Origin of the sequence: Roseiarcus sp. (assembly GCF_052145395.1) — a bacterium.
Taxonomy (GTDB): domain Bacteria; phylum Pseudomonadota; class Alphaproteobacteria; order Rhizobiales; family Beijerinckiaceae; genus Roseiarcus.
Genome location: NZ_JBKQOT010000433.1, coordinates 1 through 12,893, shown reverse-complemented (window position 1 = coordinate 12,893; position 12,893 = coordinate 1). Strand labels below are relative to the sequence as shown.

Below are 12,893 nucleotides of genomic sequence, written 5' to 3'. Positions count from 1 at the left end.
GGCGGGCGACGTCGATCGCCGCGGCGATGGCCGCGCCGGAGGATATCCCCACGGGGATGCCCTCGAGCCGCGCCACCAGCCTCGCCGTGTCGAACGCCGTCTGATTGCCGACGGTGACGATCTCGTCGATGAGGCTGCGATCGAGGATCGCCGGCGCAAAGCCCGCGCCGATCCCCTGGATCTTGTGCGGGCCGGACTTCAGCGGCTCGCCGGCGCGCTTCAGGGTGAGGATCGGACTCGCGGTCGGCTCGACCGCGATCGCCCGGATCGCCTTGCCCTTGGTCCCCTTGATGAAGCGCGAGACGCCGGTGATGGTGCCGCCGGTGCCGACGCCGGAGACGAGGATGTCGATCGCGCCCTCGGTGTCGTCCCAGATCTCCGGGCCGGTGGTCTTTTCGTGGATCGCGGGGTTGGCGGGGTTCTTGAACTGCTGCAGCAGCACGTAGCGGTCGGGGTTGGAGGCGGTGATCTCCTCGGCCTTGGCGATCGCGCCGTTCATGCCCTTGGCGCCCTCGGTCAGCACCAGCTTTGCGCCATAGGCGACGAGGAGCTTGCGCCGCTCGACGCTCATCGTGTCGGGCATGGTGAGCGTGATCGGAATGCCGCGCGCGGCGGCGACGAAGGCCAGCGCAATCCCAGTGTTGCCGCTGGTCGGTTCGACGATCTCCTTGCTGAGCCCGAGGAGGCCGCGCTCTTCGGCGTCCCAGATCATCGACGAGCCGATGCGGCACTTGACCGAATAGGCGGGATTGCGGCCCTCGATCTTGGCGAGCACGGTCGCCGGCGCGCCGTCGGTGACGCGATTCAGCCGGACGAGCGGCGTGTGGCCGATGGAAAGGGAGTTGTCGGCGAACCAGTGCGGCATGACCATGGACCTCTCTGAATACGATGAACTTACTGGACTTAAATTTTGAACGCAAGCGGATTGGCACTTGTATCATAATACGCTATAATAATGTATAGACAGAACCGATCCAATCTATGGCGCCCGCATGGCGTTCCGATGGCGGACCGCGCCTTCCCGCGGTCTCAAGCGTCGCCGGGCCTCGTTTGGCGCAGGAAAGCGACGGAGTCACGCCATCCCCGCTTCACGATGACGCCGGTCCGTCATAACCTGTCGCGACGCCCGCGTTCGGTCGACACGCTTCTTCAAGGCGCCGCCCCCCGGCGGCGGGACGTTCGGGCCAGACGGATTGCGACAAACGCCGGCTCGCCTTCGGGCGCCGCCTTGGGAACGGAGGAGAGCGACGATGCAACTGGGCATGATCGGACTTGGCCGCATGGGCGCGAACATGGTGGAGCGCCTGATGAAGGCGGGACACGACCTCGTCGTGTACGACACTCACCCTGAGGCCGTGACGCGGCTCGCCGGCCTCGGGGCCACCGGCGCAAGCAGCATGAAGGATTTCGTCGCCAAGCTCACGAAGCCGCGCGCTGTCTGGCTAATGGTCCCGGCCGCTGTGGTCGATCCCATTCTCGCGGAAGTCGCGGGGCTGCTCGAGCCCGGCGACACGGTGATCGACGGCGGCAATTCCTACTATCACGACGACATCCGCCGCGCGGGCGAACTCAAGGCGAAGGGGCTGCACTACGTCGACGTCGGCGTCAGCGGCGGCGTCTGGGGCAAGGACCGCGGCTACTGCCACATGATCGGCGGGGAGACCGAGATCGTCGCGCGTCTCGACCCGATCTTTCGCGCGCTGGCGCCGGGCGTCGCCGCCGCCCCGAGGACGCCGGGGGCGACGGGAGAACCGGATCGGGCGGAATGGGGATACCTGCATTGCGGTCCGAACGGCGCCGGCCATTTCGTCAAGATGGTCCACAACGGCATCGAATACGGCCTCATGGCCGCCTACGCCGAGGGCATGAACGTGCTGCGCCACGCCAACGTAGGGCTCACGAAACAAGAGGTGGACGCGGAGACGACGCCGTTGCGCCATCCGGAGCTTTACCGGTTCGACATCGACCTGGCGCGCGTCGCCGAGGTCTGGCGGCGCGGCAGCGTGGTCGGGTCGTGGCTCCTCGACCTGACCGCCTCGGCCCTGCGCGGGGACCCGGCCTTGAGCAAGTTCGCCGGCAGGGTCTCCGATTCCGGCGAGGGCCGCTGGACGCTTCAGGCGGCGATCGACGAAGGCGTGCCGGCGCCGGTGCTGAGCGCGGCGCTGTTCAGCCGTTTCGAATCGCGCGGAGCTGCGGAATATGCCGACAAGCTCATGTCGGCGATGCGCTTCGAGTTCGGCGGCCACCACGAAAAGCCGGAGGCGTGAATGACCGACGCCCACTCCGACGCCATCGTCTTCTTCGGCGCAACCGGTGATCTCGCCTACAAGCAGATCTTTCCCGCCCTTCTCGGGCTCGTCTGCGACGAGGGGGTGAGCGTCCCCATTGTCGGAGTCGCCAAGGCGGGCTGGACGCTCGAGCAACTCAAGGCGCGCGCCAAGGACAGCCTCGACCATATCGGCCGGGCCGATCCGGCGAGCGTCGCCAAGCTCCTGTCGCTGCTGCGCTATGTCGACGGCGACTACAACGATGCGCAAACCTTCGCGATGCTCAAGACGGCGATAGGCGGCGCCAACCGCCCGCTGCACTACCTGGCGATCCCCCCGTCGCTGTTCGGCGTGGTCGTTTCGAGGCTGGCCGCGGCGGGCCTGAGCGAGAACGCAAGGCTCGTGGTGGAGAAGCCGTTCGGGCGCGACCGCGCATCGGCGGCGGCGCTCAACCGCATCCTCCTTGCGCATTTCCCTGAAGAGTCGATTTTCCGCATCGACCATTTCCTCGGCAAGGAGCCGGTCCAGAACATCGTCTACACCCGCTTCGCCAATTCGATCCTCGAGCCGCTTTGGAACCGCTACTATATCCGCGACATCCAGATCACCATGGCCGAGTCCTTCGGCGTGCAGGACCGCGGCGCCTTCTACGATTCGACCGGCGCGCTGCTCGACGTCGTGCAGAACCATCTCCTGCAGGTGCTCGCCAACCTGATGATGGACCCGCCGACCGGAGAGGATCACGAGGCCTCGCGCGACCAGAAGGCGGCGCTGTTGAGAGCGGTCCGCCCCCTCGACGCGGCCTCGATCGTGCGCGGCCAGTATCGCGGGTACCGTTCCGTTCCCGGAGTGAAGCCCGACTCGGGGGTGGAGACGTTTGTCGCGCTGAAGCTGACCGTCGACAGCTGGCGCTGGGCCGGCGTGCCGGTCTACATCCGCACCGGCAAATGTTTGCCGGCGACCGCGGTCGAGGTGACGGTCCAGTTTCACGCGCCGCCGCGTCCTGTGTTTGGCGAGGAGGCGTCTTCAGTCGGCCACATGCGGATGCGCGTCAGCCCGGACGTCTGCATCGCAATGGGCCTCAAGGTCAAGCATCCCGGCGACAAGATGATCGGCCAGCCCGTCGAGTTGATCCTGAGCGAGCAGGTCGCGTCGCTTACGCCGCCCTATCAGCGGCTGCTCGGCGATGCGATGCGCGGCGACGGCGAATTGTTCAGCCGCGAGGACATCGTGGACGCGCAGTGGCGGATCGTCGAGCCGGTCCTCAAGAATCCTCCGCCGGTCGTCGAGTATGAGCCTGGGACCTGGGGGCCCGAGGCGGCCGAGGAACTGATCGGCTCGTACGGACCGTGGCGCAATCCTGAGCCGTCGGCGTGAGGGGCGTCATGGACGACATCGTCTTCCTGTTCGACGTGGACAACACGCTGATCGACAACGATCGCGTCCAGCACGACCTCAAGACGCATCTGGCCGAGACTTACGGCGCAGCGACGCGCGACCGGTATTGGGCGATCTTCGAGGAGCGGTTCACCGCCCTGGGCTACGCCGACTATCTCGGCGCGCTCGAGCGCTACCGCCGCGAGGTCCCGTACGAACCGCGCCTGCTCAGGTTGGCGAACTGGCTGATCGACTATCCTTTCGCCGAGCGGCTCTATCCCGGCGCGCTGGAGGCGGTCCGCCACGTGCGCCAGTGGGGCCGCGTCGTGGTCCTGTCCGACGGCGACGCCGTCTTCCAGCCGCGCAAGGTCGAGCGATCGGGTCTGTGGAGCGCGTTCGACGGCGAGATTCTCATCTTCGTTCACAAGGAGCAGGAGCTTGACGCGGTCGAGCGGCTCTATCCCGCCCGTCGCTACGTGCTGATCGACGACAAGCTGCGCATTTTGTCCGCGGTGAAGGCCGTCTGGGGCGACAAGGTGGCGACCGTCTTTCCGCGGCAGGGACATTACGCGACCGACGCCAGGGTGCTTGAAGCCTATGCGCCGGCTGACATCGCGATCGGCGGCATCCGCGACATCGTCGCGCTCGACCGCAACGTTTTCGCGCCGTAGGGATTCTTTGGGTTTCGCATCAGGGAGTGAAGCGATGACGGTCAAGGCGACGCTGGCGGCCACGCCGGAGTGGAAGGCGCTCGAGGCCCACCACGGGAGCATCAAGGATCAGCGCCTCAGGGCCCTGTTCGCCGGCGATCCCGGGCGCGCCGAGCGCTTCGCCGTCGAGGCGGCCGGACTCTTCCTCGACTACTCCAAGAACCGCATCACCGACGAGACCGTCCGCCTGCTCTCGGCGCTCGCGCGCGCCCGCGGCGTCGAGGCGCGACGGGACGCGATGTTCGCCGGCGAGAAGATCAACGTGAGCGAGGGGCGCGCGGTGCTCCATGTGGCGCTCCGGGCGCCGCGCGACTGGAAGATCGTGGTCGACGGCGAGGACGTCATTCCCGAGGTCCACGCCGTGCTCGACCGGATGGCCGCCTTTTCGGACAAGGTGCGGTCCGGCGACTGGAAGGGCCACACCGGCAAGCGCATCCGCAATGTCGTCAATATCGGCATCGGCGGTTCGCATCTCGGGCCGGAGATGGCGTATCGCGCGCTCCACGCCTTCAGCGACAAGGCTCTTACGTTCCGCTTCGTCGCCAATGTCGACGGCGCCGCCTTCACCGAGGCGACCCAGGACCTCGACCCGCACGAGACCCTGTTCATCATCGCCTCCAAGACGTTCACGACCCTGGAGACGATGACCAATGCGGCGGCGGCGCGCGCTTGGGCGCTCGCCGCGCTCGGCGACGAAAAGGCGGTCGCGCGCCATTTCGTGGCGCTCTCAACCAACGCCGAGGCGGTCCAGAAGTTCGGCATCGATACGGCGAACATGTTCGGCTTCTGGGACTGGGTCGGCGGCCGCTATTCGATGGATTCGGCGATCGGCCTGTCCACCATGATCGCCGTCGGGCCGGACAACTTCCGGGCGATGCTGGCGGGCTTCCACGCCATGGATGAGCATTTCCGGACGGCCCCGATCGAACGCAATATGCCGATGCTGATGGGCCTTCTGGCGGTCTGGTACAATAATTTCTTCGCCGCCCAGACGGTCGGCGTCATGCCCTACGCGGCCAATCTCGCCCGTTTCCCCGCCTACCTCCAGCAGATGCAGATGGAGAGCAACGGCAAGCACGTCGACCTCGACGGCCGTCACGTCGGCGTCCAGACTGGCGCCGTCTTCTGGGGCGAGCCCGGAACCGACGCCCAGCACTCCTTCTACCAGCTCATCCACCAGGGCACGAAGCTGATCCCGGTCGACATGATCGGCTTCTGCGCCCCCTTAAGCCCGCTCGCCGACCAGCACGATCTTCTGATGGCGAACCTGTTCGCCCAGGCGGAGGCGCTCGCCTTCGGCAAGACCACGGAGGAACTCGCCGCCGAGGGATCCGACCCCAAGCAGACGCCGTTCCGCGTCTGCGAGGGCGACAGGCCGACCAACATGATCCTCGCGGATCGTCTGACGCCGCATGCGCTCGGCGCGCTGGTGTCGCTCTATGAGCACAGCGCCTTCACCCAAGGGGCGATCTGGGACATCGATTCCTTCGATCAGTGGGGCGTGGAGCTCGGCAAGGTTCTGGCCAAGCGCATCGTTCCCGAACTCACCGCCGCAGGGGAGCCGGCGCTCGCGCACGACAGCTCGACCAACGCCCTGATCCGTCGGTACCGCCGCTTTCGCGACGCCGGCTGAACCCACGCCGAGGGGGCTTTCGCATGTCCGAGACGCTGTCCATCGCCGCCCCAGACGGCTCAATCGCCGAGGCGATCGCCTATCCCGACTTCGCTTCGCTGATTTCGGGGGCGGCCGACGCCATCGCCGCCGCGGCGGCCGAAGCCATCGCCGAGCGCGGACGGTTCACGATCGCGCTCTCCGGCGGCAACACGCCGCGGCCGGTCTACCAGCGCCTCGCGTCGGCGCCGCTCGACTGGTCGCGCGTCCATGTGTTCTTCGGCGACGAGCGCTGCGTCTCCCCGCGCGATGCGCGCAGCAATTACCACATGGCGAAGCTCGCGCTTCTCGACCGCGTCCCGATTCCGCCCGGCAACGTGCTGCGCATGCGCGGCGAGGATCCGCCCGAAGCGGCGGCCGACGCCTACTCCGTGGAGCTCCGTCGCGAGTTGGGCGACGACGGCCGCCTTGATCTCGTCCTCCTGGGCCTCGGCCACGACGGGCACACGGCGTCGCTGTTCCCGGGCCTCGCCGCGGTGACCGAGACGCGGCGGACGGCGATGGCGTCGTACGTCGAGTTCGTCGGCATGTGGCGGCTGTCGCTGACGCCGGTGGCGATCAACGCCGCACGTCGCGTCGTCTTCGTCGTCACCGGCGACGATAAGGCGGACATTTTGCAGCGCGTGCTGCAGGGCCCGCGCCAGCCCGTCGTCCTGCCGGCGCAGGCGATCCGGCCGACCGCGCGGCCGGCGATCTGGCTCCTTGACCGCGTAGCGGCGGCGAAACTAAAGGGAAAGCACTGACCGTTACGTTTTGGCGCCGAAGCGGTCCCTGAGCCACCGGTAGACGACAAGCAGCGCGATCAGCGCCAGCCCGACAAGCACGAGCAGCAACGCGGCGTGCTGAAGCCAGGCGATCGCGGGAACCGAGACCGCGAGGAAGGCGCCGGTGAGCGCGAGCTTCCACGAACGAAGGTTGAGACCGGAGACGAAGACGCCGAGCGCGAGCACCGTAAGGATCATCAGTCCGGTCGCATTGGCGTTGAGAGACCGCTGAACGTCGCTGACCGTCAGAAGGTACATCGAAACCAGAACAGCAGCCCATTGAAGGATCTGGGTGATCGCCATCGCGATCCTTTCGCCGGCGACAGTGCGCCGCCAGCCCGCGGCAATGCAAATCAGGGCGGTGAGCGGCGTGACGATAACCCAATAGGTCGCCGTTGGCGTCTGCGAGAGGCTCGTCCAACTGATCCCGACCAGCCCGAGCACGATGATCGCGACAAAGGGCAGGTTGTCGATCAGGCTCGTCCAGATCCAACTGGATTTCTCGGCGACGGGTTCGGTGCTGGACGTCATGGATTGCTCTTTCACCGCTGCGCCCGGCGGCTGCTGGATTCTGCGCGCCGCGGACGTTAGCAAAAAACGCCGGCGCGGGAACTCCTTTCCGCGAGGACGCCGAGTGGTTGCGTCGGCTCTCCCGCCGCGGGAAAGGAGCGCCGGGGCTTGATCCGATAGGCGCCCTCAGGCCCTCACAGGATCGACCGCTCGATCGCCAGTTCCGCTTCGGCGATCGTCTCGGGACGGCCGACGTGAAGCCACAGGCCGTCAAGGCGAACGCCGTAGAGGCGCCCTTTGGCGGCGGCGGCGTGGAAGTAGGGGGCGAGGCGAAAGACCTCGTCGCGCGCGCCGGCGAACAGCTCAGGCTTCATGATCCCGACGCCCGTGTAGACGAAGGGCGCGACAAGGCGATCCTTGCGCGATTCGAGCCGTCCATCGCGCGTCATGGTGAAGTCGCCCTTCCAGTCGACGCCGACCGCGTTGGCGCTCGCCGCCACCAGGAGCGCGATGTCCATGATTTCCGGGTCGAAGGCCTCGGCGAGGCGCGCGAGGTTCGAGCGCGGCCCCTCGATCCAGAGGGCGTCGGTATTGCAGATGAGGAACGGCGCCGCGCCGATCCTCGGCAGGGCGCGCTTGATCCCGCCGCCCTGGTCGAGGATTTTTTCGCGCTCGTCGGAAAAGACGATGCGCGGCGTCGTGCGGCTGGCGAGATGCGCCTCGATCTGGTCGGCGAGCCAGTGGACGTTGACGATCGCCGCCTCGACGCCGTTCTCGGCCAGCCGGTCGAGGCAATGATCGATGATCGCCCGGCCGTGGACCTTCACCAGCGGCTTCGGCATCGTCTCGGTGATCGGCCGCATGCGCACGCCCAGGCCCGCGGCGAAGACCATGGCCGTTTTCGGTATCGGCGCGCTCATTCTCAATTCGTTCCAGAACGCCGCGCTGAAGGCTCCGGCGGATCCGGCTCAGGTCCGAGCGCCCGCGGCAGGTGGCTCTGATACCAGAGCGCCTGCGGCCGGAGCAATGGATGCGCGAGATTTTTGGCGAGATAGCGCTCGATCCGCGGCAGGTGGCTGAGGTACTGCGGCTTGCCGTCGCGCTTGTCGAGCCGGGCGAAGATGCCGAGGATTTTGGTCGCGCGCTGCGCGGCCATCGCGGCGTAGGCGGCGGCGAAGCGCTCGGCGTCGAAGGCCGGGTCCTCGGCCGCGCGGCGGCGTACGTAGAGCGCCATCAACCGCATTTCGAGGTCGTCGGGCACGTCGACGCGCGCGTCCTGCAGGAGCGAGGCGAGATCGTAAGCGGGAGGACCGATCACGGCGTCCTGGAAGTCGATCAGGCCGATCCGGGCGATCCCCTCGCGTTCGGGCAGCCAGTGCAGGTTCGGCGAATGGAAATCGCGCAGCGTCCACGCCGTTGGTTCGGCGAGGATCGGGACGAGAATGTCGCGCCAGACGCCGAGGAACTGCATGCGTGCGCCGGACGGCACGGCCGTCCGGGCTATGGCGGCGCCGTACCAATCAATCACCAGTTCGACCTCGATCAGCATCGCCTCGATGTCGTAGACCGGCAGACGGTAGACGTCGTCGCCGACCGGGAGCGATTCGGGCAGGTCGCGCTTGTGCAGGTCGGCGATCAGCGCGACCGCCTCGGCGTAGCGGGCCGAATTGGGAACGCCGTCCTCGGCGATTGTGTCGGCGCCGAAGTCCTCGATCAGCGCCAGCCCGTCCTCGACGCTGGCGGCGAAAATCTTCGGCGTCGAGTAGCCTAAGCCCCGCAGGCCCTCGGCCATGGCGAGGAAGGCGCGAATGTCGGGCGAAAGCTTGGCGATCGCCGCATAGGGCTTGCCGAACCGGATGATCGGCCCCTCCGGCCGGGGCGGCGACACCATCAGGATCGCGGTCTTCCCGTCGACCCGGGTCAGACGCTCGTAGAGCCGGACCGAGGCGTCGCCCTCGACGTATTCGCGTCGCGCCTCGATCCAGCCGGCCCGCTGCAGGAGCATTCCGACGCTGAGGGCGCGCGCGAGGCGCCGCCCCATGCGGCCGCGCCCGCGCATCTCGAGAACGCGGAAGTCGGGCCCTTGAGAGGGATCGAAGCGGATAGTCACTTCGAGCCGGTCGGCCGGAAGCGCCTCGGGAATGCGCTCGGGCCATTCGACGATCGCCACGGATCCCTCGATCGCTTCGTCCCAGCCGAGGTTTTCCAGCTCCATGGATCCGCGCAGACGATAGAAGTCCGCGTGGACCACGGGGCCTCGCGGCGCGTCGTAGATCTGCATGAGGGTGAAGGTCGGGCTCGGCGCCTCGAGGGAAGGCTGCTCGACGAGGGCGCGAACGAGGCCGCGCGCGAACGTCGTCTTGCCCGCTCCGAGATCGCCGGAGAGCGCGACGAAATCGCCCGGCTCGAGCCAAGCGGCCTGGGCGGCGGCGAGCGTCAGCGTCGAGGCCTCGTCCGCCGCCTCGATGCGCCAGAGCTTCGGCTCTTTGTCGTCCTGCGCGCGATCGGGCATGGGCCTTAGAGGCTCCCTTCATCGACTGAACGTAACGCCGAAGACTGGGGTCCCCGCCCCACCTGTGGGGGCGGGACAGGGTGGAGGGTCGCGCGGATTTCGAAAGAGATTCTGTCGCGGGTGGAGGCGGCTCCACGCAAGAGCAAACGGGAAACACGCGGCGCGACCCCCCCTCCCGTTCCCTCCCCCACAAGAGCCTGCGCCCGGGCGCGCGCAAGCGCGGTCCGGGTGGGGGAGGGGCGCGCAAATCAGCCGCTGTAAGCGCTCATGACGGGATCGATTGATTCGCATGCTGTTCTTACCGCGCCATCGTCGGCTTCGCCGCCGCGCGGCCGGAGTCTTCGGCGCCCGCCACTGTCATGGCGGGTTCGACGGGAAAAATGCAGGTGACGGTGGTGCCCTCGCCGGGCGCGGTGTCGATCAGCACCCTGCCTCCGTGAAGCTCGACCATCGCCTTGACGATCGACAAGCCGAGACCGGGCCCGCGGTGACGGGAGCCGTTGGGGAAAGTCTCGAACCGGTCGAACACCCGGTCGATCATTTCCGACGGGATGCCGCGGCCGCGGTCGCTGACCTTGAAGACGATCTCGTCCGTGCGGCGCATCGCCGCCAGGGTCACCGTCTGGCCGGGTTCGGAATAGTTGATCGCGTTCGACAACAGGTTGAACAGCACCTGCCGAACGCGCCGGCCATCGGCGGCGAAGGCCCCGACCCCATCGGTGATCACCATGCGGAGCTCGATCGAGGCCTCGTCGAGGCGGTCCTGCACCCCCGCCGCGGCCGCCCGCATCGCTTCCGCGACGTCGACCGGCTCGACGCGCAGCTCCAGCGCGCCCGCGTCGATCGAAGCGAGATCGAGAATGTCGTCGATGATCGCCAGGAGCGCGTGTGAGGAATTGGTGATGAAGCCCGCGTACTCCAGCTGCTTCGGGTTGAGCGGACCGACCCCGCCCGCGGCCAGGAGCTGGGTGAAGCCAATGATGTTCGTCAGCGGCGTGCGCAGCTCGTAGGACACGTGGTTGACGAAGTCATTGCGCAGCTTCTCGGCCGCCACCAGCGCCTCGTTTCGCTCGGTCAGCGCCCGCTGGACGTTGGCGCTCGCTGTCACGTCGAGGAAGGTGAGCAGCGTCGCCCCGTCGGGCAGCGGCAGCGTGGCGCATTCGAGCGTAAGGTTGTCGACGCGCTCGATCCGCGCCGACAGGCTTGCGCGGTGCTCGTGCAGGCCGACCACCACGCCTCTCAGGCCGTCCCACGAGGCCGGCTCGCGGCACAGCGCCCGGCAGCCCTCGATAATGGCGTCGATATGCGGATGGTCAGCGAGCCGGGCCGGATCGATGCCCCACATCTCGGCGAAGACCGGATTGAACAGTTTCATGCGGCCGTCGGCGCCGAACACCGCGACGCCTTCCTTCAGTGCGTCGAGCGTCTCGCCTTGAACATGGGTCAGCGCGGTGACCTGCGAGGCGAGCGCGTAGCTCTGCGTGGCGTCATCGTAGAGATAGGTGACGCCGCCCTTCGGGTTGGGGCTGGTGACGACGCGCAGCGCGCGGCCGTCCGGCAGGTACCAGACCGTCTCGCTCGGGTCGGGCGCCTGATAGGCCTCCATCAGCTGCGTCTTCCAGGCGCGGAAGTCCGCCTGCTCCGGCAACTGCCGCTTGGTCCGGAGACGGTCGAGGATCTCGCCGTCGGTCGGATGCGTTTCGAGGAAGGCCGGCTCCAGCGACCACATCTGGGCATAGGCGGGGTTGTAGAAAGTGAGCCGCTTGGACTTGTCGAAGATTGCGACCGCGGTCGACAGGCGGTCAATCATGCGCGAATAGTCGTCGTCGTTACGCTCCATTTGCGCCTTGAGCGATGCGGCTTCGGAGACGTCGTAGGCGACGCCGGCCGCCCCGTTCGCGGAGACGACCTCCGCGACCTCGAAGGTGCGGCGTTCTCCGCCGACCACCGCGCCGGCGCGGCGTCTCCAGATCCCCGTCTGACCGAGCGCCGTCGCGGCCTCGCGGCGCAGGCCGGGATCGAACAACTCGGCGGACTGATCGACGGCGGCGTTCTCGTCGGCCGCCTCCACAGCCCGCGCGTAGGGCGCGTTGCACCACACGAGCCGGCCGTCCGAATCCCGTCCCCAGGCAAGGATAGCGGCCTCAGCGAGCGCGAGCTTTGCGGCGTTCGTGGACGCCTCCGTCTCGGCCACCTTCTCGCGCATCCGGGTCGCCTCCAGCCGGTCGCCGGAGACGTCCCGGACCCGCACTACGGCGCTGCCCGAGACCGGCCGGCCGCCGATCTCCAGGTGTCGTCCGCGCAAACTGACCGCCGGCAGGCAGAAGGCCTCGCCGCGGGTGAGGAGACGGGACACCGCTTCCTCCACGCGCGCGGCCGTCTCGGGCTCCAGCCAGAGGGCGAAGCTCAGGACGCTGCGAGGCGCGGGCGCGCCGGCGACGACGGTGAAATCGCCTTCGATCGACGGCTCGGCGTCGGGCCGATCCCAGGCTATGACGATTTGCGGGTCGCTGCGAACGATGAGCGCGGCGCGATCGACGCGGGCCGCCGCGCCGGCGAGTTCCGCCTCCATTTCGCCGACGCGCCGCGCCCAGGCGCGACGCGAAGCCAGATGAAAGAGCGCCATAGCGGCGAATGCGACGATGAGCACCGCCATTCCGATCACTGCCGCCTGAATCGAGGCGAGGCCAGCGGACGTCGCCAGCGGCGCGTCGACGCCCCGAAGGGCTTCGTCAGCGCGGGCGTCCGCAGCGAACAACAGCAGCGACAGCTCGGCCGCGGCGGCGGCGCGCCCCCACCCGCGCGCTCCCGTCCATTTCGCAGGTCCGGCGAACCCTTCCGCGCTGAACCCCGGCAACGATCAGCCTCCTCGAGAGCCCGGCGGCGCAGGCGCAACCGGCCGTCGCGCCGACCGGCTCCCTCCGCCAGGACGAGCGCGAATCAGCTCATGAACAGGATTACGAAATGTTTGGGGGAAAGTCGTTAACCATAATCGCGGGCGGTGGACCGGCGAAAAGAAGGCGAAATTCAATATATAGCGATCGAGACCGCAGCATATAACAATATATATGACGACAGCGC

The 12,893-nt window shown here is 67.7% G+C and carries 10 protein-coding genes; 5 read left to right on the top strand and 5 right to left on the bottom strand.

Translation table 11 applies throughout. The annotated features are described in order from the left end of the window. On the bottom strand, positions 1 to 865 hold an 865-nt coding region (gene cysK / locus ACLP25_RS14780; RefSeq protein WP_442469944.1), incomplete at its 3' end, for a cysteine synthase A. Positions 866 to 1,250: 385 nt separating this feature from the next. On the opposite strand from cysK, the gene gnd reads away from it, so the two are divergent. Genes gnd through pgl form a run of 5 tightly spaced genes read left to right on the top strand, consistent with a single transcriptional unit; the run spans position 1,251 to position 6,769 of the window. Then, positions 1,251 to 2,267, top strand: a complete 1,017-nt coding sequence (gene gnd / locus ACLP25_RS14775) for a phosphogluconate dehydrogenase (NAD(+)-dependent, decarboxylating) (RefSeq protein ID WP_442469943.1) — start codon at positions 1,251 to 1,253, stop codon at positions 2,265 to 2,267. Further along, on the top strand, positions 2,268 to 3,644 hold the full coding sequence (gene zwf, locus ACLP25_RS14770) for a glucose-6-phosphate dehydrogenase (protein ID WP_442469942.1): 1,377 nt from the start codon (positions 2,268 to 2,270) through the stop codon (positions 3,642 to 3,644). Positions 3,645 to 3,652: 8 nt separating this feature from the next. Further along, positions 3,653 to 4,315 (top strand): HAD family hydrolase, encoded by a 663-nt coding sequence (locus tag ACLP25_RS14765; RefSeq protein ID WP_442469941.1) that lies wholly within the window; start codon positions 3,653 to 3,655, stop codon positions 4,313 to 4,315. Positions 4,316 to 4,349: 34 nt separating this feature from the next. Further along, positions 4,350 to 5,987 (top strand): glucose-6-phosphate isomerase, encoded by a 1,638-nt coding sequence (gene pgi, locus ACLP25_RS14760; protein WP_442469940.1) that lies wholly within the window; start codon positions 4,350 to 4,352, stop codon positions 5,985 to 5,987. 23 nt (positions 5,988 to 6,010) lie between these two features. Beyond that, positions 6,011 to 6,769, top strand: coding sequence for a 6-phosphogluconolactonase (gene pgl, locus ACLP25_RS14755; protein WP_442469939.1), 759 nt, complete (start codon positions 6,011 to 6,013; stop codon positions 6,767 to 6,769). A 3-nt stretch (positions 6,770 to 6,772) separates the two neighbouring features. Here the strand turns inward: pgl and ACLP25_RS14750 are convergent, their stop codons facing one another. From ACLP25_RS14750 to ACLP25_RS14735, 4 genes are all read right to left on the bottom strand, one after another. Continuing rightward, entirely contained in the window at positions 6,773 to 7,321 is a 549-nt protein-coding gene (locus ACLP25_RS14750; RefSeq protein ID WP_442469938.1) for a hypothetical protein, read from the bottom strand. A gap of 173 nt (positions 7,322 to 7,494) precedes the next feature. Continuing rightward, positions 7,495 to 8,220 (bottom strand): nucleotidyltransferase family protein, encoded by a 726-nt coding sequence (locus tag ACLP25_RS14745; RefSeq protein ID WP_442469937.1) that lies wholly within the window; start codon positions 8,218 to 8,220, stop codon positions 7,495 to 7,497. A 2-nt stretch (positions 8,221 to 8,222) separates the two neighbouring features. Beyond that, positions 8,223 to 9,812, bottom strand: coding sequence for a tRNA (adenosine(37)-N6)-threonylcarbamoyltransferase complex ATPase subunit type 1 TsaE (gene tsaE / locus ACLP25_RS14740; protein ID WP_442469936.1), 1,590 nt, complete (start codon positions 9,810 to 9,812; stop codon positions 8,223 to 8,225). Positions 9,813 to 10,110: 298 nt separating this feature from the next. Next, positions 10,111 to 12,669: an ATP-binding protein gene (locus tag ACLP25_RS14735; RefSeq protein ID WP_442469935.1), complete on the bottom strand. Its 2,559-nt coding sequence runs from the start codon at positions 12,667 to 12,669 to the stop codon at positions 10,111 to 10,113. Between the last annotated feature and the right edge of the window lie 224 nt (positions 12,670 to 12,893).